A 25,461-nucleotide genomic window follows, 5' to 3' on the forward strand; every position below is an offset into this window, starting at 1 on the left:
TGCGGGAAAATGACTGACCCGTTTCCGTTTGCCGATAAATCATGAACCAATAGGGTTCGAACCTGAAATGACCAGGGAGTTAAATGGCCAGGGAGGTAAAAACAAAATGAGATATTTAGGAAGTTTTCTTGTAGTCAGTATTATTGTGATCGTGTTCGGATTCGAAGGTTTGGCACTGGCTTATCTTGATCCCGGTACCGGAAGTATGGTGTTGCAGCTCTTGTTGGGTGGTATCGCCGGTGCCGTGGTGATTCTCAAATTGTACTGGAGGCGATTTGTTGGACTATTTCGTGGAAAAGTTCCAGAAGAATCCGAGCATCCCTCTTCCGAAGATCAAAAGTAATGGGTGGTGTGCAACCCCTTCCAGGATCCTTCCGTGATCCCAGTGGAAACGTGTATCAAGTTGGGGGGCGTATCTTTAGGACAGTCAATGACTGTTTTTCTCAGGATTTTGATTTTGTCACTTCAACGGGGTTATTCAACAAGCTTGCAACCGAAGGACTGATCCTTCCGTTTGAAGTCGTGTCTGCAGGAATTCTTGATCTCTCACACTCAGCTCCTCGGTATGTGTTGGAAGCTCCCAGGCTCCCCTTTATTTCCTTCCCCTATGAATGGTCATTCTCCGCTCTGAAGGCCGCTGCGCTCCTGCATTTACGCATCCATTTGGAGGCATTGGAAGTTGGTGTCGCGCTTTCCGATGCCTCGGCTTACAATGTTCAATTTCGGGGGAATCACCCGGTTTTCATTGATCATCTTTCCTTCAGACGTTATCAATCTGGTGAAATGTGGGTTGGTCATCGTCAATTTTGCGAACAATTTCTGAATCCTCTTTTACTTCGTGCATTTTTTGGAATACCCCACAACGCCTGGTATCGGGGAACGCAGGAAGGGATTGGAACCGGAGAGATCCGAAAACTGTTGAAATGGCGACATTACTGGAAGTGGAATGTTCTGACTCACGTTGTTCTTCAAGATCTTTTCCAAAAAACTTCCACCAAACGTACTAAAAGCCTACAGGATCATTCGTTAGCCAAGGCCTCGTTCCCTCTTTCTTCTTTTAAGGTGATGCTGGAAAAAATGTCTGACTGGATTAGCCATTTGAAGCCTCTCAATGAGGGAGGAAGCACCTGGGGCGATTACGATAAAACCTGTAGCTATTCCTTAATGGAAACCAAATCCAAAAAACAATTCATTTTTGAATTCTGCCAGAAGGTGCAGCCCGCACTGTTATGGGATTTCGGATGCAATACGGGGGAATATTCGGAAGCGGCGTTGGATGGGGGGGCCAGGAATGTCGTGGGATTTGACTTTGATCAGGGCGCTTTGGATGGTAGTTTCCATCGAGCAGCCGCGAAGGGGCTCTCTTTTCAAGCTCTCTTTATGGATGCGGCTAACCCCAGTCCGAATCAGGGATGGAATGGACGAGAGCGAGAGAGTCTTCAGTCTCGTGCCTCAGCCGATGCCGTGTTGGCACTGGCCCTTGTTCACCACCTGGCTATTGCCAGGAATATTCCTTTGTTCCAGGTTGTTGAATGGCTGATCGCTCTCGCGCCACAGGGAGTCATTGAATTTGTTCCAAAAAATGATCCTATGGTGCAAGAGTTGTTAAGCCTGCGTCAGGATATTTTCCATGATTACACCGCTGAGCATTTCATGGCGCTTCTTAAAGAAAAGGCGGTAATCATGAAGGATGAAACCGTCTCAAAAAGCGGACGAGTGTTGGTGTGGTTTAAACGAATGTAATTCAGGATCATAATACTTGGTCAAATTTATGTGAGAGTTTGAATCATCATGAAAAGTCTGAGGTGCCGTTACAAAACGCTTTGAACCTTTCCGCACGCTTCCCACTAGGACACTTTTTGTTTTTCTCATAAAAATCTGAACTTGGGCTTAATCTCTGTCATCAGCGACCTCAATGACCACTTCCTCAGATGAGCTAAATATGACTGGGAATCGTAGGGTCTTTATAAATTTTTTGCACCTATTTGCCCTCGCTGGCTTTGCCATTGCCCAGCCACTCTATGATCTTCTTGGACAGAATCCCGAGTTTTTTGTGTCTCATAAAGCCAGTCCAGGGCTTATCATCGGTATGGTTTTCGTCCTATCGATGGGTATGGCATTAGGCTTGGTGCTGCTTGAACTTGCCGCTTGGCTGGTTGGTGAGCGTATTCGGAATAGCATGCATTTGGTATTTGTTTTTGGTCTGGCGTTCCTTACAGCCCTGCCTCCGGCGCAGCGATTGGTCGATGGAGCCGATCTCCTGATTGTCGGGTTGGCCTTGGTGCTCGGCTTTTTGTTTTCGGTCCTTTATGTTCGCTGGCAGGTGGTTCGTCTGTTTGTCACGGTGCTCTCACCCGTCGTGGTGGCATTTCCTTTGTGGTTTTTGTTGTTTACTCCCGTGGGTCGTCTTGTCATACCGGATGTTATTGAAGCACAGGCTGATATTACGATTAATAATCCGGTCCCGGTTGTCCTGGTGGTCCTGGATGAATTCAACATCACAGCGTTATTAGATGCGGAAGGTCGGATCGATCCGGTGCGATTCCCAAACTTTGCGGCCCTTGGCTCGGAAAGTCAGTGGTTTACCAATGCAACGGCAACCTATGTAGAAACCGCAGTTGCGGTGTCTGCTATTTTGACTGGGCGCAAACCGAGAGCCGATGTTCGGCTCAACCCGACGGCAACAGATCATCCTCAAAATCTGTTCACAATTTTGGGAGATCATTATCGTCTTAATGTCATCGAGTCAGTGACAAGATTATGTCCTTATGAACTTTGCAAGGAAGAAGATGATGTGGATGGTTTCTTTCGTGACAAGTCGTTTTTTGCGGATCTGGTGGTGATATTTTTACATATCATTTCTCCGCCCAAATTAAGGCAACACTTACCACCGCTTCATGCTCAATGGACGGGTTTCGGCAATGAATTCTTGGAAAAAGAGATTTTTGCGCAGGCCAAGGTTGGTAGCCACCTCGATCCTCCTTCTGGAGGAAATAACTCCAGAGAGATGCACCTTACCTCTTTCCTTTCCCAAATAAAGGAAAGCTCCAGTCCTGTCCTCCATTTTCTTCATGTCGTCCTGCCTCATACGAAATATGAGTATCTGGTATCCGGTCATCAATATTCTTCCAAGGGAGGACACATTCCTGTCGGTTGGATTGATGGCCCTGGTTGGGGTGGGAGGTGGATAGGAAAAGAACCGGTGATTCTCACTGCGTACCACCGATACCTCCAGCAAATTGGATATGTTGACCAGTTCTTAGGGAAATTGCGACGTTCCCTGGAAAGGGCACATCTTTATGATAAGGCTCTGATTGTATTAACAGCAGATCATGGTGTTTCCTTTCAGCGTGGGCTATCCATGCGAGAGGTGCAAAAAGGGAATGAGAGCGACATTCTAAAGGTTCCCATGTTCGTCAAACTGCCTGGACAACGAGAGGGAAGCATTCGTGAGCGCCTCGTCAGCGGGATTGATGTGTTGCCAACTATTGCCGATGTCCTTGGCTTAAAGATCCCCAGGGATATTGATGGGTTTTCTATGTTGGATAATGAAGTTCCCCCAAGGGAGGAGATAGATTTGCTCGGAGTAGGAAAAATAAAAGCCCAGGACCTCGAGGGGTTTCCTCGTCTCAAATGGCAGATTGATCATTTTGGAGAGCACATTGCACTGGACCGACTTGTGCCAAAGGGGCCGTTTTTAAATTTGATTGGACAGGAACTTGCCGATTTGGACATTGGTCACTCGGCTTCCCTGAAACATATAAATGAATATCCAAATCAATTAGATCAGGTGAATCTTGAAAGCGGGTATCTTCCTGCTCTTTTTAACGGACATATTGTAGGAACGAGCCGCCGAAACTTGCCGATTGCTGTTTCTCTTAATGGCCGAATCTGGGCTACCACTGAAACGTCCCAATGGGATGGAAAGCTGAATTATTTCTCAGTTTTGTTCCCTCCTTCAGCCTTTCAGTCAGGTGAAAACACGGTGAGTGTTTTTCTGATTGGAGAAAATGATACACAATTAACTCAGATTCCCTTGGGAATTCAGGGGACTGTGAGTAATGAACAATCAATGGTCAGCTTGCATCACGAAGTGTCGGGGCAACTGAAACTTGTCTTCCCCGATGAGCGAGAGATCCTGGTCGTTGGGGGTGAAAAGGAGCTGACTGGCAATCTGGATCGTGTCACACTTTCAGGAAAGGCATTTGTTGTCGAAGGTTGGGCTGCTGATCTTGAAACACCCCAAGCGGCTGAAGAGGTTTTCATCTTCACTGATGGAAAATTAATGGCTAGCGCAAATTTTGGAATCTCAAGGCCGGATGTAGTTGAGGCTTACCAACAGGAGGCTTTGTTCCTCAGTGGGTTCAGAATTAAAATCCCCGTGAAAGTTCTCAAGCCTTTTCCAAGCGAAATAAAAATAATTGTTGTCTCTTTAAACAACCGAGCATGGGAATTCTCCTTTTCTCCCAAGCAAGTGGAATTTATTCGCGCCACGCTTGATAAAGGAGAGTTCAATGAATGACTGGGACAGTAATAGCAAATTCAGTCATAAATCATAACAAGGCGATGCTATGGCGTAGCCAGAATGCATAAACATAATTTATTGTTCAAGAGACATCTCAGTTCTTGGATTATTTTGGCGATGTGCAGGCACGGGCATTAGAGCCCATATTGGATTTTTAGGGAATCGTCCTCCTGCCGGGATAAATTTGGCATGTCTTGTGGATTCGTCTGTTCTCCATTTGATGGAAGAAAAACGTGTTTTTGTCCGTCTCATTCTGGGAAACCAATGTCTTATTCCGCTGCGATTTCGTTAGTTAATCGGGGGGAAGGGCTTAAGTTTATTTTTTTAACGTATCTCATTCGAAATTATCATTGATGGTTTATTAAACCAAAAGTTGCTGTCCGAAATTTTCTTCAATCTCCCGTCTTCTTGGTGAGGAGTTTGCCGTGCAATCCCTAAAGCAAATGAAACAGAACTTAGTTATTGTTATGGGATCAACTCTTGTTGCTGTTTTTATAATCGAAGCCTTACTGCGTGGGATTGGGATTCCAGCTAAGCTTAACTCGGGTTGGGGATGGGAAAATTCCGCGGGTAGAAAATTATCACAATATAATGCTTTGACAACCAATCAGTTTGGATATCGAGGACAAAACATTAACTATCATGCCGATGACTATGTGGTGTTGCTTGTGGGCGACAGTCAGGTCGAAGCGTATGCAGGTCGGCCGGAACATATGCCTGAACGGTTTCTTCAGGAATCGCTAGCTAGTCATGTGAATAAACCAGTGAAAGTGTTTTCTCTAGCCGCTTCAGGGTGGGGGCAGGACCAACAGCTACTCGCCTTACAGGTATACTTTAGGACATTTAGAGCAGACTTGGTTGTATTGTGGGCAACCCCGGGAAATGACTTTTGGGAAAATGCGTTTCCAGATAGAAGTGCGACTCCGCAGGCGGGACCCTTGAAGCCAACCTTTAGGCTGAGAGATGGAGCGCTCAATGGCCCTTATTTTACATCAGGTTCCTACTTGCACAATAGTGCTATTGCCCAATTATTTGAGACTGGGATTGCAAATATGCATAAGGAAACATTAGAGCAACGTATTCTTCGTCGTTGGCTTCAAGAAATGCCATCGTCCCATGAAGCCCACAAACTCGGAAATGAATATGTATGTGAGGGACTGAGAGTTGTTAATCAAGTAGAGTTTTTTAACACGATTTTTGAACTCAATAAGGATATTGGTTATACGGTAAAGTCCGGGCAAGATGTCCTGAACAGCAGAAGTCACTTCTCTGCTTATATGCTAGATCCATCCAATCGAGATGAATATCTTGTTGCGATTACTGAAAGTCTTTTGTGGCATGTGAAAAAGGAAGCAGAAAAGAATCATTCGAAATTTCTTGTTTTCTATCCTGTTCGAGAAGATTTTGATAAGCGAGGAATGCAAATGGCTAAGTGTGTGGCGGATTCTCACGCGAATATATTTAGAGTCTCTTTGGACTATACAAGCCGGTTGCAAGATGTGATCTCCTCTGAAGACTTAGTGATCTTTGATTTGCCAGGTGGTAACGAAATTGTCGTTTCACCGGATGATAGGCATTTAAACGATTCCGGTAATGAATTAGTTATGAAGGAACTGAGCTTGCGTCTTAAGGAGCGTTCTATATTCAATTGATGGCCATGGTTAGGCACTTCGGTAATCTATGGATCTCATTCCATGGATGTTGGATTAGGCTGGCGGGCAAATGCCCTCCGACGCGTCGACGGAATCCTGGATCGAATGGTTTATGCGGCTCATAGCAGATAAGTTATATTCATTCATACATCCTGCATGGTGAGCCTGTTCGCAGTTAGCGGTCTATTAGATCGCGTCTGGTTGTGACTGAATTGGAAAAAATGACGGATTCTGTATCAGTAAAGGATATCCTAAATACGCCGAAGCGATGCTCCATTATTATTGTGACCTATAATTCCAGCTTATGCATCGGTGCCTGCCTTGCTCCCTTACTGGATGTGTCCGAAGTTGAGCTCGTGGTCGTGGATAATGATTCGAAGGATGGCACGGCAGCCAAATTGCAAAAAGAATTTCCACAAGTCACGCTGATTGCCCTACACGATAATATTGGTTTTGGGCGTGCATGTAATATCGGAGTAACGGCTTCCAGTGGAACTTTTTTCCTGTTCTTGAACCCGGACACGATTGCGCGGGTTGAGTCCATTCGAACGCTTATCCAATTTAATGAGAAACATCCTCGAGTAGGAATTCTCGGTGGCCGTCTTGTTGATCCGACTGGCCTGCCTTTGCAATCGATGGGAGATACCCCTTCGTTGACTGGTCTTGTGATGGATAAGCCGTTGGCGTGGATCGCTAAGCGTGTGGGGCCTCGAGGGTTCATTCGTCAGATGTTGGGCCGGTGTTCAGCTAAATTTCACATGCCTCATGAAGCTCAGCGGGTGGCATGGGTGTCGGGTGCCTTTCTTGGTTGCCAGCGTTCAATCTGGAATGAAATTGGCGGATTTGATGAGCAGTTTTTTATGTATTACGAAGATGTCGATCTGTGCCTCAGGGCCACGCAGGTTGGTTGGGAGGTGTGGCACGTTCCTGAGGCCGTCATACAGCATCAGTCCGGAGCGTCATTTGGTGGCAATCTTTATAAACAAAAAGAAATTTATTATGCTAATCAATATTATTTTTTCCGGAAACATTTTGGTCGACCGGTCGCCTGGGCCTTGTGGATTTTTCAAAGTGTCTATGCTCGATTAGGTCTGTACCGGCGCCTTGGAACCGATCGAATTGGTCGTGCTCTGCTATAGTGTCTATTCTAAGAATCACAGGATTTTTCCTTGAGAAATTGGGCACGTAATGCGGGTTCTCCAAATTGTTGCCGATGGTAAACCAGGTGGAGGAACCACGCATGTTCTGCAGATTCTCAAAGGCTTACGGCATGCCGTCTCTTTTCAACTTATCACAGAAGAACAATCATATTTAATGAAGGAAGCCGGCGCCCTTGGAATTCCTTGTCAGGGACTTCGTTTTTTCATTAGTCGGCTGAACCTTGCCCTTCCTTTCCAACTTCGATCTTTGGTTATGGCCCTTCAACCTGATCTGGTTCACGTCCATGGCGGGCGTGCGGGGTTTTTCTTTGCGTTATCTCTCTTAAGGATCCCGATGGTATATACCGTCCATGGATTTCATTTTATTGAAAAGTCAGCGAGAATTCGGTGGATGGCCTTGATGGCGGAGCGTTGGAATTTTCAACGTGCGTGTCAGTCTATTTTCGTGTCCAAATATGATGCGGCGCTTGCCGAAAAATATCAATTACTGTCAATCAATGACAAAAAAACCGTTGTCTATCCCGGTTTTTCTTTGAATGATTTTCCACAGGTTCTTCCTCGTGCGCTATTACATATCGGATTTATCGGACGATTGGAATATCAAAAGGATCCGCTGCTGTTTGTAGAGATGATGACATTCTTGCCTGAGTACTCCGCCACCATAATTGGTGATGGGGCGTTGGCTCCAATGGTTAAACAGGAAATAATCAAACGTGGCTTAAGTGAACGGGTTCACATGGTGGGGGAGTTGACTCATGGCGAAGCTCTGAAGACTCTGGCTACTTTGAGCGTTGTCGTTTTAACCTCCAGATGGGAAGGCTTGCCAGTTTTGGTTTTAGAATCTATGGGCATGGGAGTTCCGGTCGTGAGCATGAATGTGAGTGGGTTGGAAGAAATCATTCATCACGAGGTAAATGGAATGCTGGTACAGAAAAGAAGAGGGGAAGATCTAGCCGAAAAAGTCAGAATAATTACCAACAATGAGGATCTCAGAGCTTTCCTCATTAAAAATGCACAAGCGACTATTCACGAGAAATTTTCCATGGAAAGTATGCTGGGTTCGATCCTGGAAATATATCAAGAAGCATCTGTCGCATAGCGGCGGGTTATTAAGGACACAAGTGAAGGTTGCGCTGGTTCATGATTGGCTTACAGGAATGCGAGGAGGGGAGCGGTGTCTTGAAGCGTTGTGTGAACTGTTCCCTGATGCCCCCATTTATACGCTGTTCTATGTGAAAGGGAGTGTGTCGGAAACGATTGAGCGGCATCCAATTATTCCAAGCTTTCTTAATGAAATTCCATTTGCGAAAAGTCGGTATCGGTATTTTCTTCCTTTCTTTCCTTCAGCCATCCAGCGGTTGAATTTCCAACAATATGATTTGGTGGTCAGTTCGAGCCATTGTGTGGCCAAGGGAATCCGAGTACCTCCCGAGACCTGCCATATTTCCTACGTTCATACCCCCATGCGGTATATTTGGGATGGATTTGATACCTATTTTGGAAACACAGGGCTTTGGAATTTTGGCAGGTTGGGGATGGGCCTTTTTCGAGCACGACTTCAGCAGTGGGATGTAAAATCCAATGACCATGTGAGTCATTTTATTGCTAATTCGCACAATGTGGCAGAACGCATCATCCGCCAGTATGGGAGGTCGGCCTGCGTGATTTATCCTCCTGTTGATTGGCAGGCCTTTCAGGTGTCGCATCGCCATGAAGGATTTTACTTGATGGTCACGGCCTTTGCTCCCTACAAAAAAGTCGACTTGGCCATTGCCGCGGCCAATGAGCTGGAGCTTCCATTAAAGATTATTGGGCAGGGACAGGATGAGAAACGATTAAGGCGGATGGCCGGTCCAAGTGTCGAATTTCTTGGCTGGCAGCCAGACCATCGTGTCAGAGACTTTTACAGTCGGTGCGTGGCGGTTCTCTTTCCCGGTGAAGAGGATTTTGGTATTGTCCCTCTAGAGGCAATGGCCGCCGGGAAACCGGTAATTGCCTATGGAAGGGGTGGAGCCCTTGAAACAATCGTTCCTCTCAATCCATTGCCTGTACAAGGCGAAAATCATTTAGAACATGGTGCTCAAAGGAGTGGAACCTCTTCTGCTCTGACGGGGGTTTTTCACTATGAGCAATCGGTCCAAGCAATTATTGAAGCGATTCGGTTGTTCACACGGCACCACGCCGATTTTTATCCCGATGCGATTCGGGCACATGTTGAACCATTCGATCAGTCCCATTATAAGCAGCGGATGCAGCAGATGATCATGTCCCATTACCATGAATTTCGTCAGACGCCATTATGTTGAAACGCCACAGTGAGTTTTTAAAAAATCTGCTCTTCATCTCCGATTTGGTTGTGATTTGCGTGTGTTGGGTGGGCGCGTACTTTATTCGATTTTCTGTGCCGCTGTTTCCCATCACCAAAGGCATTCCTTCCATTGACCCATATCTCTGGCTTCTTTTTCCGATTGTCGCCGTGTGGGGAATTTGTTTTTATTCATTTAATCTGTATCGGCCTCGAAGAATGGGCTCTCACCTGGCGGAATTTGTGGATATTGCCAAGGCCAATACGCTGAGCATTCTCATCCTGGTGGCGTTGACCTTTTTCTCCAAGCCGTTTGAATTTTCCCGCTTGGTGATCATGTATTTTTGGTTGTTGAATTTGGTGGTGTTGGGTTTTTCCCGTATGGTTTTTCGGGAAATTCTCAGGGTTTTCAGGAGAATGGGATACAACCAACGTCAGGTGGTGATTATCGGAGCGGGAAAACTTGGACAGCGGGTTGGAGATACGCTCAAAATGCACCCAGAGCTTGGTCTCCAGGTTCGCGGATATTTGACCCGGAATGCCGAAAAGGTTGGTCAAATGTTGGAAGGGACACCTGTCATTGGAACGTTTGACCAAGCGTCGGATATATTAACCAGTAATGTGGACATCGTATTTTTGTGTTTGCCGCCGGAAGTAGAATGTGAAGCTGAGGGCCTGATGAAAATCCTGTCTGCTACCACAGCAGGAGTGAAGATCATTCCATCCATTTATGAGTTTGTGACGTTGCGGGCGGAGGCCGAAATGTTTGAGGGCCTTCCTATTATTACCCTGCAAGGATCTCCTCTCTACGGGTGGAATTTGTTTTTGAAGCGGATGGTGGATGTCTGTGGTGCCGCCCTGGCTTTGGTGGTGGCCTCACCAATCGCGTTGTTGATTGCCGTGCTCATTAAGCTCACTTCTCCAGGTCCTGTCTTCTATCGGCAGACTCGGGTTGGCCTCGATGGGAAATCTTTCGATATTGTTAAAATACGCACCATGCGCATGGATGCCGAAGAAAAGACAGGTCCCGTATGGACAAAAGCCCACGACCCACGCAGGACGCTCATCGGGACTTTTCTTAGACGGACCAGCTTAGATGAATTGCCGCAATTCTGGAATGTCTTAAAGGGAGAGATGAGTATCGTGGGGCCGCGGCCCGAGCGTCCGGAGTTTATCGAGAAATTCCGGGCACAAATTCCCCAATATAATCTGCGTCATAAAATGAAAGCCGGGATTACCGGCTGGGCGCAAATTAATGGATTGCGCGGAAATACTTCCTGGGAAAAACGTTTAGCCTACGATATGTATTACATTGAGCATTGGTCGTTATGGTTGGATGTGAAGATTATGATCATGACTCTTTGGAAGGGGTTGATACATCGGGAGGCGTATTAGCCTTTGACTCTTCGTGCCTCTATGCGGCAGTACTCTCATGGTAGTCTCTTTGCCTATGGGGCCGAATTTCCCTTCCCCTGATTATTTCTGACATTGTCCTGAGAATGTATCCCTTTCATCTCTTGATGGAGATGTCTGTCACGACATTTTAAGTAAAAGAAGGTGAGAAGGCATCATTTGATCCTTGTCCCAGCAGGGATCTCCTGGGACATATTAAGAAGTTCAATGACCTCCTGATCTCCTGCAGCTAATACCATGCCTTGGGATTCAATTCCCATCAGTTTTGCCGGCTTGAGGTTTGCCACGACGACAATGGTACGGCCTACCAATTCTTCCGGGGCATATTTTTTCCCAATTCCAGCCACGATCTGACGCTGTTCTGTGCCAATATCCACCTGGAGCTTGAGCAGTTTTTCAGACTTCGGAACCCGTTCTGCCGTTAAAACCTTGGCCACCTTCAATTGGACTTTTTGGAAATCGGTAATGCCTATTTGTATCACGTCGCTGGATGCTGGTTGCTGTTGGATCGATTGAGCGGTCTGAGGTGTTTCCATGTTTTTCCTGTTCGGGTGAATGGTCATATTCTGGTCTGGGCTCTTCCGGGAATCCTGTGGGGGGGAGTCTCTTCTAGGGAATAACGAAGGGCCTTTACTGGTTTGTTCCTTATAGAGGTATGCACCCCAACGAGGGAATTCTTGCAACACGGGTGTGGAAAAATTGGTCGACAAACCCAGTCGGGTTTTCATGGTTTCGGCGATCCGTGGCATAAATGGATATACCGCCAACGTGAGAAATCGCAAGACCTCCGTGAGATGGAACAATACGGTGTGAAGGCGGGGGGTGTTCGCAGGATCCTTGGCCAATATCCAGGGAGCAGTTTTATCAATATATTGATTAGCTGATTGGACCAAACCCCAGGTAGTTTCCAATGCGCGATTAAATTCTAAGTGGCGAAGGTGCGTGTCAATGGAAGGGAAAAGGGATGAAGCCGCATGTTGAAGTTGACGATCCTGATCCGTTTCGTGTTGGGCGTCGGGTTGAGGAACGGTATTGTTGGAAAAATTTGCCAGCATCGTGAGAGTGCGGGACAGCAGATTGCCAAGGTCGTTCGCCAGTTCCGCGTTATACCGGCTCCCGAATGCCGTGATGGAAAAATCTCCATCCTGGCCGAAGGGCACTTCTCTCAAAAGAAAATAGCGAAAGGCATCAGCCCCGAATTCTTCTACCACCGCATAGGGATCAACAACATTCCCGCGACTTTTTGACATCTTTTCCCCATTTACGGTCCACCAGCCATGCGCAAAGATAGTTTGAGGAAGCGGTAGGTCCAAGCCCATTAACATGGTTGACCAGTAGACGGCATGGGTGGTCAGGATATCTTTTCCGACCAGATGGAGTGACGCGGGCCAGAATTTTGAGGTGCTGGGAATTGGAGTGACGTACTCCAGGGCTGAGAGGTAATTAACTAAGGCGTCGAACCACACATAGGCCACGCAATCGCGGTCAAATGGCAATTCGACCCCCCACGACAACCGTGACTTGGGTCGGGAAATTGACAGATCTTCCAGGGGCTTTTGTAGGAACCCTAAAACCTCATTGCGACGGGAGTCCGGTTGAATGAAGTCGGGATTTTTCTGGATATGCTCCTTCAACCGGTTCTGAAACCGACTCATGCGAAAAAAATAATTTCGTTCACTGACCTGTTCCACCGGTCGTCGACAATCGGGACACAGGCCATTCTCCACATCCTTTTCTGTCCAAAAACGCTCGTCAAAGGTGCAATACCAACCGGTGTATTCGGCTTGATAAATCAAGTCTTTGTCGTAGAGGACTTGAAGGAATCGTTGTACGATTGCCTGATGTTGGAGATCGGTGGTGCGAATAAACCCGTTGTTGGAGATATGCAATTGCGACCAGAGATTCTTGAACTTCGGCATGAGGAGGTCACAATGTGCTTGCGGATCGATCCCGGCCTTGGCCGCAGCCTGTTGGACTTTTTGCCCATGTTCGTCTAATCCGGTGAGGAAAAAAACCTCGCGCCCTATTAGCCGATAAAACCGGGCTAGAACATCGGCGGCGATGGTGGTGTAGGCGTGGCCAATGTGAGGCACATCGTTGACGTAATAGATAGGGGTGGTGACGTAAAACGTGTTGGACATGAGAATACATCCTCTAGTAGCTCCGAACCCACATGAGCCAAACGACTCGGGTGGTCGCAGAACCGGGGTAAGCAGGTAATTAATGGTTAAGCGAGCTCTGGTGAATGGGATAATTTCAATTGGTCGTGGAGATGAAAGAAAAATTGCTCCAATCCAATTTGCACATTAAGATTTCGTTGTTGCCCTCGCTCGAGTTGGTTGAGTTCATGGATTAAGGTGAGAAGTGAAGAAGGGGTAATCTGTTGGGCCAACTCGCGAAGAGCTGCCTCCTGGTCCTGGTACAGCGTGGGAGACAAGGAATGATCCAGGTTCAACAATAGCAAATCCCTGAGCCCTGCCCAAAACCAATGAATGGCTTCCTGTACCTGGTTGGATTTGACCAGCCCTTCACTCATATCCATCACCCGTGAAGCCGACTTAGTATGTTCCCCAAAGAGGAGAGCCCAGTACTGACGGAGTTTCACTTTTAACTCTGTGGGGTCACAAGACAAAGCTGAGCCCAATCGGCCTTCCGCAAATGCCGCGATTAACCGGGCATCCGAGGCTTCTCTATCCGTCCGTTCCCTCAGGAATTCATAAATGCTGGAAGAGGGAAGGGGCGCAAATCGTAACGTAATGCATCGGGATCGAATCGTCGGCAGTAGGTGCTCCGGACGGCTGGTGATCAAGAGAAAAAGGCAATGGTCTGGCGGATCCTCCAATGTCTTGAGCAAGGCATTGGCCGCTTCCGTGGTCATTGAGTCGGCCTGATCAATAAGACATATTTTATGAGATCCCAGGAGAGGACGATAAATGACCAGGTGTTCGATGTCGCGAATTTGGTCAATGGTAATTTTTGGATTCTGTTTTTGCGTATCTTCCGGTTGAACTAACAAAAAGTCGGGGTGGGTGGCCTGGGCAATTTGGTGGCATGATCGGCAGAGGCCGCAGGCATCGGGGGTTGGAGCAACCTGGGGGACCTCACAATGCAGATATTGGGCAAGCGCAATAGCTGTGAGTCGTTTTCCTATGGTCGGTTCTCCATGAAACAGGTACGCATGCCCCAGATGATTCGTGGAGACTGCTGTTTGGAGCCACTTAATTGGTTGTTGATGTCCGACGAGATCTCGAAATGCCATGTTGAGTGGCCCCTTTGTTGGTCTGGATGCGCTTGATAGGGCGGCGGGGTTGATGATTTGCGTGAGCCAGGCATGTCGATGGTATCGCCTGAATGAGGTGTGACATCAGGGACGCGATGAGCGTGTTCAGTATATCCGGGGATTGCCTGGCATCCAATTTTTGAATGCGTTTGGGGTGCTGCTTGGCGAGGACGAGGAAGCCTCGACGCACGCGTTGATGGAAATCCAAGGATTCCTGGTCAAGTCGATTTTGGTGCCCGGCCTGTTGTCGTCTGGCCAACCCCTCCTGGGTCGGGAGATCAAGTAGAAACGTGAGGTGTGGAGTCAGTCCTTCGGTGGCAAATTGATGGGAATGCTTCAGAAATGTCATATCACGGTGTCGTCCGTATCCCTGGTAGGCCAGGGTCGAATCAAAAAACCGGTCACATAGGACAATCATGCCTTTGGCAAGAGCTGGCCGAATCACATGAGCCACATGTTGGGATCTTGAAGCCAGGATCAGAGATGTTTCACATTCGGGAGTGATGATTTCATTGTTGGATTTCGTTTTGGAGTAGGAAAGCAAAAGACGACGAATGGCCTCGGCCAAGGGGGTGCCCCCAGGCTCCCGAGTTTCTAATACCTGATAGCCTTGAGCACGAAGTGCCCGTGCCAACCGGAGGCATTGCGTGGTTTTTCCGGACCCTTCTGGGCCTTCAAAGGTAATGAATAACCCGGAAGGCAGGTCGCGTTTTCCGTTTCTGTGGTTTCTCGGTTTCATGGTAATTTACCCTGAGCGATCCTAGTCTAAGTCATTGAAATTCGCAAGAAAAGTCTTGCGGGAATCCAGTCCTAATTGTAAGATGCGGTAGCATCCTGGTGGCTTCCTTCCTTAGTAGTGACCCTGCCTGCCAATGTAGCGGGTACAAGGCAATCTTTTCATGAATACCCTTCGCGCCTCCCTCAGACGCTATTTTTTGACAGGCTTGCTGGTGATTACCCCAATTTGGGGAACCATCCTTATTTTAAAAACCCTGTTTGTGACCGTGGATAGTATTCTTGGGACGGCACTAGCGGATTTGGTGTTGCCCGATTATTACTTCCCTGGTCTAGGTATATTGGCATTATTGCTATTGATTTTTTCTGCTGGGGTCTTTGCCACCAATTTTTTGGGTAAACGATTGGTTGTCCGGTGGGAAGAATTTTTAGACCGCGTCCCGATTGTACGTGGTATTTATGCCACATTAAAGTCGATGATGGATATTTTGTCCTTCAAACAACGCGAAAAATATAACAAAGTGGTGATGATTCAATTTCCAAAAGAGGGGCACTATTGTTTGTCGTTTGTCACGGGGGAGACCAGAAAGGAAATCCAGAGTCTGGCTCCAGAGCCTCTGGTCCATGTGTTTGTCCCCACATCTCCGAATCCCACTTCCGGATATTTTCTCCTGGTTCCCGAGAGAGAAATTATCCCTGTAGATATGGGAGTCGAGGAAGCCATGAAGCTTATTGTTTCAGGCGGGTTCTATTCTCCTCCCGATAAATCCTCTAGCATTGAAATTGCAAAAAAACGCGATAGAATGACTCTCAAGGACTCACAAAAAGTCCAAACCCCATAAACAAGTAACCTTTTACCAAGGGTATGATAAGCGTAATGAGTGGTAAAAAAAACACGGCCGCGATGATTCTGGCTGCGGGGCAGGGTACCCGGATGAAATCGGCTTTGCCTAAAGTTTTGCATCGTGTTGCCGGTCGTCCCATGCTGTGGTATGCCGCCACCTTGGCCAGGAAAGTGGCGACACAAACCGTTGCCATTGTGGTGGGCCATGGATCGGGACAGGTCCAGACCTACCTTGAACAAGAAAAGGCCAATTTTGAGCCGTATGAAGTGGTGATCCAGGAGAAACAACTGGGGACGGGGCATGCCGTTCAACAGGCTTATCCAGTTTGTATCCGAGACGTCTCCAGGCGGGCGGACCAAATCTTAATTCTCAATGGAGATACCCCCTTATTAACCCAGGATACCCTGACGGCGCTGGTTGATTGCCATGAATCTGAGGAGGCAGGCCTTACCCTCTTAACCACGATCCTTCCTGAGCCAGGTGGCTATGGGCGGGTCGTTCGCGGTTCATCCCGGGAGGTGTGTCGAGTCGTTGAGGATCGAGATGCCTCAGCAGAAGAACGCAACATTTCGGAGATTAATGTTGGGACGTATGTTGTGGATGCCACCTTCCTTGGGAAGGCGTTGGGCCAACTGCGTCCGCAAAATGTTCAAGGGGAATATTACATCACCGATATTATTGAAATGGCTGTTCAGCAAGGCTTGAAAGTTGTGGCATGGATAACAAATGACCATTTGGAGACGACTGGAATTAACACACGGGAACACCTGGCCGTTGCCGAGAAAGAAATGCGACGACGAATTTGCCAGCGTCTCATGTTGTCAGGGGTCACCATGCTGGATCCGGAGCGTGTGATGGTTGACGAAGGGGTTGAGGTTGGAAGGGATACCAGCCTGTATCCTGGAGTCATGCTTGAAGGCCGGACCGTCATTGGAACCAATTGCGTTATTCATGGCAATTCGAGGCTGAATAATTCATGGGTCGGCAATAATGTTCTCATTCAGGATTCGTGTGTGTTGCTGGAAGCCACGGTAGAAGAAGGGGCGGCCATTGGGCCTTTTGCGCATTTGCGTCCGGGTAGCCTCATTCATCGAAAAGGCAAAGTTGGGAATTTTGTGGAATTGAAACAGACTGAAGTAGGAGAAGAGTCTAAGGTCAATCATTTGAGTTATCTCGGCGATACCGTGATTGGGCGGAATGTGAATATTGGCGCAGGGACCATTACCTGTAACTACGATGGATTTCGAAAGGCACGAACACAGATTGAGGACAATGTATTTATTGGGAGCGATGTGCAATTAATTGCCCCGGTGACGATAGGGGAAGGGGCGTTGATTGCGGCAGGGACCACCGTTACGAAAAATGTTCCGCCCAATGCATTGGGAATTTCTCGAGTGGCGCAAATCAATAAAGAAGGTACGGCGGCGAAACGGCGGGAAATTCTGGCTTCTTCCTCAGCTGCCCATGTTCAGGCCCAACAGCATGATGACCCGGAAGAGTCGTCACTCCGACCGAACCCTGAACAAAAAAAGACTCTGTCTAGTGACTAATATTGATGAACGAAGTCGAGTGATGTCTGGCTGGACTCATGTGTTTCCGCTCCGGTCTTCACTGATCGATCCCATTCTGATCTTTCCAATACAATTACAAAAATGATGAGATGTAAGGAGCGTTAGATTATGTGTGGAATCATCGGATATGTTGGAGGTGAATCGGCGACCCCTATATTAGTAGCCGGGCTGCAACGGCTGGAATATCGAGGGTACGACTCCGCCGGGATTGCGATTCAACATAATGGAGAGCTGAAGATTCGAAGGACGGTAGGCAAGCTCATCAATCTCCAGGCCGTTTTGCAAAATGGGGATGTCGCCGGAACGATAGGAATCGGTCATACTCGTTGGGCCACGCATGGTCGGCCATCTGAACAAAATGCCCATCCTCACCGTTCGGGAGAGATCGTCCTCGTCCATAACGGTATCATTGAAAATTTTCTAGATCTCCGCCATCGATTGGAATTAGAAGGCTATCGGTTTGAGTCTGAAACCGACACTGAGGTTATTGCACATCTTTTATCCTCGCTCACGTTAAAAGGGCATGGGCTTCAAGAGGCGGTCAGATTAATGGCCAATGACCTGCATGGGAGTTATGCCATTGCCGTGATGTCGTTGGCTGAGCCGGGACGCATCGTTGTCAGTCGTTCAGGATGTCCCCTGGTGATTGGTCAGAATGGAAAAGGAGCCTTTTTGGCTTCTGATGTCACTCCTCTCCTCGCCCATATACGGGAGGTGGTGTTTCTAGAAGACGGAGATGTCGGCATTTTAGAGAATTCCGGAATAACCATTTTTGATTCGGTCGGCCAACCGAAAGATTTCAACCCGGTTACCATTGACTGGGATGCTGAGGCGGCTGAAAAGGGGGGCTATCCGGATTTTATGATGAAGGAAATCCATGAACAGCCGCAAGTGATCATGGATACGCTTCGCGGCCGGTTTCAATATGAAACGGGCGAAGCGGATCTTCCCGATTTGGCCATGACTGACGAGGAGTTGCTCAATGCCAGGCGAATCTGGATCGTTGCGTGTGGGACGTCTTGGCACTCAGGGCTCGTCGGGAAATATTTATTCGAAGAAATGATTCGACGCCCTGTTCAGGTGGATATTGGTTCCGAGTTCCGGTATCGGGAGCCCATGATTCAAAAGGACGATTTATTTATTGCTATTTCACAATCAGGCGAGACGGCGGACACATTGGCGGCGGCACGGGAAGCTAAGCACCGAGGGGCTCGTGTCCTGGCGATTGTGAATGTGGTGGGGAGTACTCTGGCTCGTGAAGCCGATGGGGTGATTTACACAAGATGTGGGCCTGAAATTAGCGTGGCTTCCACGAAAGCCTTTACCGGGCAGGTGATTGCCTTATATCTCTTGGCCTTGCATGTGGGACGGGTACGTGGCACGTTAAGTCCGGAGGAAGGGCGGTGGTGGTTGGATCATTTCCTCAAGCTTCCCGGCCAGGTAGAGTATATTCTCAAGCAGGAAACGGCTATTCAAGCCATTGCCAATCGATATTATCAAAAACGAAATTTTTTGTATTTGGGTCGTGGGATTAATTATCCCATCGCCCTGGAAGGTGCCTTGAAACTCAAAGAAATCTCATATATCCATGCAGAGGGATATGCAGCGGGGGAGATGAAGCATGGTCCAATTGCGTTGATTGATGAAGACATGCCCGTGGTTGTCTTATCGCCGAAAGACCGGCTCTATGAAAAGTCTGTCAGTAATCTGATGGAAGTGCGCGCCAGGAGTGCCCCCGTGATTGCATTTGTGACCGAAGGGGATCATGCCTTGGATCAGGTTGCCGATCACGTGTTTGCGATTCCTGCTGTCCACGCGCTCTTGACCCCGATTTTGTTTACCGTCGGCCTTCAACTGCTGGCCTATCATATCGCGGTGTTGCGAGGCGTCGATATTGACCGTCCAAGAAACCTTGCCAAGAGTGTGACGGTTGAGTAAGGCGTCCTTCCGATATCCCACCAGAGTTTATCCTGGTTTGTCCCCAAGGTTTCTATCAATTGGAAAGTACTGAATCATGGAGACCATGATTGTGACAGGAGGCGCGGGATTTATTGGCGCCAATTTTGTTCGGATGGCTCTTCGCAAGGCCGAAGCACGGGTTGTCGTCGTGGACAAATTGACGTATGCGGGTCATCGAGAAAGCCTTGAGGGATTATGGGACCATCCCCATTTGGATTTTATCCAGGCAGATATTGCCGATGCGGGAGAAATGACCCGGGTCATGGATTCATTTTCTCCCAGGTGGTTGTTGAATTTTGCCGCTGAATCGCATGTGGACCGGTCCATTGACGATCCGTATCCCTTTATCCATACCAATGTCACGGGAACGCTGGTGTTGTTAGACGTGGTCCGGCGTTTCCTGAAGCATCGCACTCCCGAGCATCAACGGGAATTCCGGTTCCTGCATGTCTCGACAGATGAAGTGTATGGAACCTTAGGCCCAACAGGGTTGTTCTCCGAAGAGACCCCTTATGCCCCTAATTCTCCGTATGCGGCCTCGAAAGCGAGTGCCGATCATTTGGTGCGAGCCTTTTATCACACCTATGGGCTTCCGACGTTGATGACCAATTGCTCCAATAATTATGGGCCTTTTCAATTTCCCGAAAAGCTCATTCCTCTCATGGTCTTGAATGCCTTAGAAGGGAAAGATCTTCCGATTTATGGGAACGGGCAGAATATACGGGACTGGTTGTTTGTTGAAGACCATTGTGAAGGCTTACTCCTGGTTCTTCAGGAAGGAACGCCTGGAGAAAAATATAACCTTGGGGGGCGTTCGGAACGATCGAATCTTGATGTCGTCGATGCCCTATGCCGGATCTTGGAAGATGTCGCACCAGGTGGTTCCAATCCTTCCCTGTCTCAACGTGGCATCACACGATACGCAGACCTGAAAGTATTTGTGGCTGACCGTCCCGGGCATGATTTTCGTTATGGAATTGATACCACTAAAGTTCAATCGCAATTGGGGTGGAGCCCACGCCACTCTTTCGAGTCCGGATTGAAGTGGACGATTGAATGGTACGCTGCCAATCGTCAATGGTGTCAGGCCGTGACCACGAACTCCTATCAACGGGAACGACTCGGGTTAGCCTCTGTCCCATCAACATAGGGGCAAAGACGTAATCTCGTATGGCAATATGACATGAAAATAATGAAGACATTGGGATGCAAAGAGGCACAATGAAGGGAATCATCCTAGCGGGTGGATCGGGAACCCGACTCTATCCCTTAACCCACGCGGTCAGCAAACAACTCATGCCGGTTTTTGATAAACCGATGATCTATTATCCGTTGTCGACCCTCATGCTTGCTGGAGTCCGGGAGATTCTGGTGATCACGACTCCGCATGAGCAGGAAGGGTTTGTCCGATTGTTAGGTGATGGCAGTCATCTCGGGTTATCGATCCGCTACCAAGTCCAACCCCGACCGGAGGGCATTGCGCAAGCTTTTGTGATTGGGCGTGAGTTTATCGGGCAGGATCGGGTGGCGCTCATTCTTGGTGATAATATTTTTTATGGGCATGGGCTGTCCCGCTATCTTCAGGAAGCGGCCTCTCAGGCCTCAGGTGCGCAAGTCTTTGCCTACCAGGTTCGGGATCCTGAACGATACGGTGTGGTGACCTTTAATGATCACGGACAAGCCACCAGCCTGGAGGAAAAGCCCCTCCATCCCAAATCACCCTATGCGGTAACCGGGTTATATTTTTATGACAATCAGGTTGTGGACATGGCCGATTCTCTCAAGCCTTCGGCTAGAGGAGAGTTAGAAATCACCGATGTGAATAGAACCTATTTAGAGGCCGGATTGCTGCATGTGCGGGTGCTGGGGCGTGGCATTGCCTGGTTGGATACGGGGACTCACGAATCCCTCATGCAAGCGGCTCATTATATCCAAGTGTTACAAGAACGGCAGGGCTTGATGGTTTCCTGCCCTGAAGAAATTGCCTACAAAATGGGTTACATTCAATCAGGTGACGTGTTGCGTTTAGCCACGAAAATGAAAGACAACGGATATGGGCAGTACTTGCTGCATCTGATGAATCAGGGGCAGGAGTAACCAGGCATGAAATTTCGTCCAACCAGGCTGCCGGGGGTTCTGATTGTTGAGCCTGATGTGTATCGGGATCAACGTGGATGGTTTTTAGAAACGTATCATGTACAAAAGTATCAGGAGGCAGGGATCCCGCTTCCATTTGTGCAGGATAACTGTTCATCGTCGGTCCGCGGGACACTTCGTGGTCTTCACCTTCAAATGACTCGTCCACAAGGGAAGCTCATTCGGGTGATCCGTGGGGAAATTTTTGATGTCGCGGTCGATATTCGAAAGGGGTCGCCGACCTTTGCCTCATGGGTGGGAGTGAACTTATCGGCAGAGGATTTCAAACAGATTTATATTCCTCCGGGTTTTGCCCATGGATTTTGTGTCCTCAGCGATGTGGCGGAAGTGGAGTACAAATGTACCGATGTCTATGCGCCTGGCGGTGAAGTGACTATTCGATGGGATGACCCACGTATTGGCATTCAATGGCGGATCGAACGGCCACTTCTCTCTACAAAGGATGCTGCGGGGCAGTTACTTGATGACCTGTGCGATCAACTTCCTGATTATCAACCATGAGGCAAAGTCGAATTTTAATCACAGGGGCTCAAGGGCAATTAGGACAGGCGCTACAACGGCAGTATGCCGATCACGAGGTCACGGCCTGGGATCTCCAGGACCTGGATATCACGCAGTTTGAGGAAGTCAAGAAAGCCCTTGATCAACTACGACCACACATCGTGATCAATGCCGCCGCTTATACGCAGGTAGATGAGGCAGAAGTGAAACAGGATGCGGCATACCGGGGCAATGCCCTGGGTCCGAGAAATCTTGCAGTGGTGACGAATGATCTGGGAATGACTCTGATACATTTTTCTACTGATTATGTATTTGATGGGCAGCAGAATCGACCGTACCATGAATTCGATCGTACGAATCCATTAGGCGTTTATGGGCAGAGTAAATTAGCCGGTGAAGCGGCGGTGCGGATAGCAAACCCACGGCATTTTATTGTCCGGACGGCCTGGCTTTATCATACTGTGGGGAAGAACTTTCCCAGTACGATTTGTCGAATGGCGGGACGGGAGGTTGTGAAAGTCGTCAGCGACCAGTATGGGTCACCGACCTTTGCCCCTCACCTCGCCCAGGCAGTATTCCAATTGGGTGAGACCGATGCCTTTGGGACCTATCACATGGCCGGTTCGGGCGGAGCCAGTTGGTACGAATTGACCCAAGCACTCTATCAGGCGTTGGATATTCAAACTTCGGTCGTGCCTATAGCCACCGCTCAATTTCCTCGACCTGCTCGAAGGCCACCCTATGCCGTGTTGACCTCTTTACAGAACCCCTTGATTGAGTTGCCATCCTGGGAAGAGGGCGTTCGTGATTTTGCCAGTCAGTGGAAAGGCTAGGAGTCGTCATCTGTTCGGTGAATGATCTTCTGTTGATCAACAAGTAAAAGAAAGGCATTCATAACCGATGGGCTACATCGAAGCGGTGGTGCTTGCGGTCATTCAAGGACTCACGGAATTCCTCCCGGTATCCTCTTCCGGACATTTGGTCCTGGTTCAACACTGGTTTGGTCATTTCAGTGAGACCAATTTGTTGTATGACATTATGTTGCATCTCGCGACGGTGACCGCGATCCTGGTGTATTTTCGTCATGATCTCCTCACTCTGGGGTTGGGATATGTTGGATGGACCACAACACAGGGCAGCCTGTTTCAAGGATATGAGCGGCGGACAATCCATTATGTCCTGCTGGCATCCATCCCCACTGCGATCATTGGATTGGCTATTCGATCCATCGGTCTTGAAACATTAGTCCAGCCCTCCGTTGTGGCCGTCATGTTGCTGATCACGGGAGTGATTCTCTGGTTGGGGCGAGGGAGAAACAGCGCCAGGGGTATCCAGGACATGAGCATTCGGGATGCACTGGCGATTGGTATTGTGCAAGGGGTAGCGGTCCTCCCCGGGATTTCCCGGTCCGGATCAACCATTGCCAGTGGAGTATTATTGGGTTTGGATCGTGAGTTATCGGCCCGGTTTTCTCTCTTGATTTCTATGCCGGCTATTGTGGGAGCGACGATTTTGGAAATTGGGAAGGGAATGGATCAGATGCATGAACCGATAGGAGTCTATGTGGTCGGAATGGTGGTCGCGGCTTTGGTGGGCTATGGATCTATTTCGTTGATCATTAAACTCGTCAGACAGGATCACTTCCACTTATTTTCCTATTATCTGTGGCCACTCGGAATCAGCATTCTCCTTTGGGATACGCTGAAGTAAATCCCGCTATTTTTCTTCCCTTCAGGTGACTTCCTGTTATTCCATCTCCTCTTCCATGTCCTTTTTTGTCCGGCGGGCCATGCCGGAATCAATCGCTGCCTGAGAGACGGCCTTGGCGACTTTGGGAACGACCTGTTTGTCGAATACGCTGGGAATAATGTACTCCTCACTGAGCGCGGAGTCAGGAATCATCTTTGAGAGGGCATGAGCGGCAGCAATGAGCATCGGTTCATTAATTGTTTTGGCTTGCACATCAAGTGCGCCACGAAAGATGCCGGGGAACGACAGGAGGTTGTTGCATTGATTGGGATAATCCGATCGCCCGCTGGCGTACACACGACAGTGGGGAATGGCTGCCTCGGGTAAGATTTCGGGGTCAGGATTGGCTAAGGCAAACACAATGGGATCCTTGGCCATGAGGGCTAAATCTTCGGGTTTTAAAATGTTGGCTGTGGAAAGACCAATCACCACATGGGCGTCTTTCAGGGCGTCCTGAATCGTTCCCGTCGGCTGATCATACTGAACGAGGCTGCGAAGAGCATGGCGATGGGGCAGAACGTCTTCCACCGGTCGATCCAACACCAGGCCCTGCTTGTCACAACCCTTCAGCCTGGTAACTCCGGCTCCTAAAAGTAATTCACAACAGGCCGTGCCTGCGGCTCCCAATCCCACGACCACGACCGTAATTTCATCGATGGTTCGGCGTGTGACTTTTAAGGCATTAAGAAGTGCACCCAAAATGACCACAGCCGTTCCATGCTGATCATCATGCATCACTGGAATATCCAATTCGGCCTGAAGGCGGCGCTCAATTTCAAAACATCGGGGAGCACTGATGTCTTCCAGATTAATGCCTCCAAATGAGGGAGAAATGGCTAGCACCGTGCGGATAATCTCTTCCGAATCCTGGGTATTGAGACAGAGAGGCCAGGCATCGATTCCGGCAAATTGATGAAACAACATGGCTTTGCCTTCCATAACCGGTAAGGCCGCAAGAGGACCGAGATTTCCTAATCCCAGAATGGCCGATCCATCCGTTACGACAGCAATGCTGTTACTTTTCGTCGTAAAAGAATAGGCTTTTTTCTCATCCGCGGCAATCGCTTTGACGACGCGCCCGACTCCAGGCGTATAGACCATGGACAGGGTATTTCTGGTTTTCACGGGGAACTTGCTCTCCACACGGATTTTTCCTCCTAAATGCATGAGAAAAATCCGATCCGAAGAGGCGATGACCCGGACATCCGCCAACGAATTCAGCCGTTTCATGACCCGTTCGCCATGTTCTTCACTCTGGACATCCAGAGTAATATCCCGGATCACTTTGGTGCGAGTGGCCGAGACCATATCGTACGCGCCCAAACTGGCACCTTCCTCCGCGATGGCGGTGGCGAGTTGTGCAAAAACCCCGGTCCGTTGAGTCAATTCTAAGCGCACGGCCATCCGGTAATTGGAATAGGGGCCAATATCTTGCGAGGAACTTTGACCATTTTGCTGTCGCTTAAAAAAATTCCACACTAATGTTTACCTCCTCTTCAGTTGCGAAATGGGTCAGTCTTGATTGAGATAACCATAGGCTTCAGGCCTTTCACTGATATTGTATCGGATAATCCAAGTTAGGGGTATGAGCTGGCTGCCGGAAATGGGC

20 protein-coding genes are annotated in these 25,461 nt (G+C 48.5%); 16 read left to right on the forward strand and 4 right to left on the reverse strand.

Annotated elements, in window-relative coordinates; genetic code table 11:
- Nucleotides 1–106: 106 nt before the first annotated feature.
- The 8 genes from AAH187_RS09875 to AAH187_RS09910 all read left to right on the forward strand — a co-directional run bounded on the left by AAH187_RS09875 (nt 107) and on the right by AAH187_RS09910 (nt 11,037).
- Complete coding sequence (locus AAH187_RS09875) at nt 107–343, forward strand: hypothetical protein (protein WP_342348289.1); 237 nt, start codon at nt 107–109, stop codon at nt 341–343.
- Nucleotides 343–1,743 (forward strand): class I SAM-dependent methyltransferase, encoded by a 1,401-nt coding sequence (locus AAH187_RS09880; protein WP_342348290.1) that lies wholly within the window; start codon nt 343–345, stop codon nt 1,741–1,743. The genes AAH187_RS09875 and AAH187_RS09880 overlap by 1 nt, the downstream gene beginning before the upstream one ends.
- Nucleotides 1,744–1,942: 199 nt before the next feature.
- Nucleotides 1,943–4,522, forward strand: a complete 2,580-nt coding sequence (locus AAH187_RS09885; protein WP_342348291.1) for a sulfatase-like hydrolase/transferase — start codon at nt 1,943–1,945, stop codon at nt 4,520–4,522.
- A 428-nt stretch (nt 4,523–4,950) separates the two neighbouring features.
- Nucleotides 4,951–6,177: a hypothetical protein gene (locus AAH187_RS09890; protein WP_342348292.1), complete on the forward strand. Its 1,227-nt coding sequence runs from the start codon at nt 4,951–4,953 to the stop codon at nt 6,175–6,177.
- Nucleotides 6,178–6,398: 221 nt separating this feature from the next.
- Complete coding sequence (locus tag AAH187_RS09895) at nt 6,399–7,316, forward strand: glycosyltransferase family 2 protein (protein WP_342348293.1); 918 nt, start codon at nt 6,399–6,401, stop codon at nt 7,314–7,316.
- Nucleotides 7,317–7,365: 49 nt separating this feature from the next.
- Nucleotides 7,366–8,436 carry a glycosyltransferase gene (locus tag AAH187_RS09900; RefSeq protein WP_342348294.1) on the forward strand — a complete coding sequence of 357 codons (1,071 nt, stop codon included), beginning with the start codon at nt 7,366–7,368 and terminating at the stop codon, nt 8,434–8,436.
- 22 nt (nt 8,437–8,458) lie between these two features.
- Entirely contained in the window at nt 8,459–9,643 is a 1,185-nt protein-coding gene (locus AAH187_RS09905) for a glycosyltransferase (protein ID WP_342348295.1), read from the forward strand.
- Complete coding sequence (locus tag AAH187_RS09910; RefSeq protein WP_342348296.1) at nt 9,637–11,037, forward strand: undecaprenyl-phosphate glucose phosphotransferase; 1,401 nt, start codon at nt 9,637–9,639, stop codon at nt 11,035–11,037. The genes AAH187_RS09905 and AAH187_RS09910 overlap by 7 nt, the downstream gene beginning before the upstream one ends.
- A 173-nt stretch (nt 11,038–11,210) precedes the next feature.
- On the opposite strand, the gene metG is transcribed toward AAH187_RS09910, so the two are convergent.
- The 3 genes from metG to tmk form a co-directional block, all read right to left on the reverse strand.
- Nucleotides 11,211–13,196, reverse strand: a complete 1,986-nt coding sequence (gene metG / locus AAH187_RS09915; protein ID WP_342348297.1) for a methionine--tRNA ligase — start codon at nt 13,194–13,196, stop codon at nt 11,211–11,213.
- A gap of 86 nt (nt 13,197–13,282) precedes the next feature.
- Complete coding sequence (holB, locus tag AAH187_RS09920) at nt 13,283–14,314, reverse strand: DNA polymerase III subunit delta' (protein WP_342348298.1); 1,032 nt, start codon at nt 14,312–14,314, stop codon at nt 13,283–13,285.
- The gene (gene tmk, locus AAH187_RS09925) at nt 14,274–15,074 is read right to left on the reverse strand and encodes a dTMP kinase (protein ID WP_342348299.1); all 801 of its coding nucleotides are present in this window, start codon (nt 15,072–15,074) and stop codon (nt 14,274–14,276) included. The genes holB and tmk overlap by 41 nt, the downstream gene beginning before the upstream one ends.
- A 160-nt stretch (nt 15,075–15,234) precedes the next feature.
- Here tmk and AAH187_RS09930 point away from each other — a divergent pair, with 160 nt between their 5' ends.
- The 8 genes from AAH187_RS09930 (at nt 15,235) to AAH187_RS09965 (ending at nt 23,813) form a co-directional block, all read left to right on the forward strand.
- Nucleotides 15,235–15,912: a DUF502 domain-containing protein gene (locus tag AAH187_RS09930; RefSeq protein WP_342348300.1), complete on the forward strand. Its 678-nt coding sequence runs from the start codon at nt 15,235–15,237 to the stop codon at nt 15,910–15,912.
- 35 nt (nt 15,913–15,947) lie between these two features.
- Entirely contained in the window at nt 15,948–17,465 is a 1,518-nt protein-coding gene (glmU, locus tag AAH187_RS09935) for a bifunctional UDP-N-acetylglucosamine diphosphorylase/glucosamine-1-phosphate N-acetyltransferase GlmU (protein ID WP_342348301.1), read from the forward strand.
- Between the two features lie 129 nt (nt 17,466–17,594).
- On the forward strand, nt 17,595–19,424 hold the full coding sequence (glmS, locus tag AAH187_RS09940) for a glutamine--fructose-6-phosphate transaminase (isomerizing) (RefSeq protein ID WP_342348302.1): 1,830 nt from the start codon (nt 17,595–17,597) through the stop codon (nt 19,422–19,424).
- Nucleotides 19,425–19,500: 76 nt separating this feature from the next.
- Nucleotides 19,501–20,595: a dTDP-glucose 4,6-dehydratase gene (gene rfbB / locus AAH187_RS09945; RefSeq protein WP_342348303.1), complete on the forward strand. Its 1,095-nt coding sequence runs from the start codon at nt 19,501–19,503 to the stop codon at nt 20,593–20,595.
- Between the two features lie 71 nt (nt 20,596–20,666).
- Complete coding sequence (rfbA, locus tag AAH187_RS09950; protein ID WP_342348304.1) at nt 20,667–21,542, forward strand: glucose-1-phosphate thymidylyltransferase RfbA; 876 nt, start codon at nt 20,667–20,669, stop codon at nt 21,540–21,542.
- Between the two features lie 6 nt (nt 21,543–21,548).
- Nucleotides 21,549–22,103 (forward strand): dTDP-4-dehydrorhamnose 3,5-epimerase, encoded by a 555-nt coding sequence (gene rfbC, locus AAH187_RS09955; protein WP_342348305.1) that lies wholly within the window; start codon nt 21,549–21,551, stop codon nt 22,101–22,103.
- Nucleotides 22,100–22,936 (forward strand): dTDP-4-dehydrorhamnose reductase, encoded by an 837-nt coding sequence (rfbD, locus tag AAH187_RS09960; protein ID WP_342348306.1) that lies wholly within the window; start codon nt 22,100–22,102, stop codon nt 22,934–22,936. Before rfbC ends, rfbD begins: the two co-directional genes overlap by 4 nt.
- Nucleotides 22,937–23,003: 67 nt before the next feature.
- Nucleotides 23,004–23,813, forward strand: a complete 810-nt coding sequence (locus AAH187_RS09965; RefSeq protein ID WP_342348307.1) for an undecaprenyl-diphosphate phosphatase — start codon at nt 23,004–23,006, stop codon at nt 23,811–23,813.
- Between the two features lie 36 nt (nt 23,814–23,849).
- Here AAH187_RS09965 and AAH187_RS09970 read toward each other — a convergent pair whose 3' ends face one another.
- Nucleotides 23,850–25,331, reverse strand: coding sequence for an NAD-dependent malic enzyme (locus tag AAH187_RS09970; RefSeq protein ID WP_342348308.1), 1,482 nt, complete (start codon nt 25,329–25,331; stop codon nt 23,850–23,852).
- Nucleotides 25,332–25,461: the final 130 nt, after the last annotated feature.

Origin of the sequence: uncultured Nitrospira sp. (genome assembly GCA_902500695.1) — a bacterium.
Taxonomy (GTDB): domain Bacteria; phylum Nitrospirota; class Nitrospiria; order Nitrospirales; family UBA8639; genus Nitrospira_E.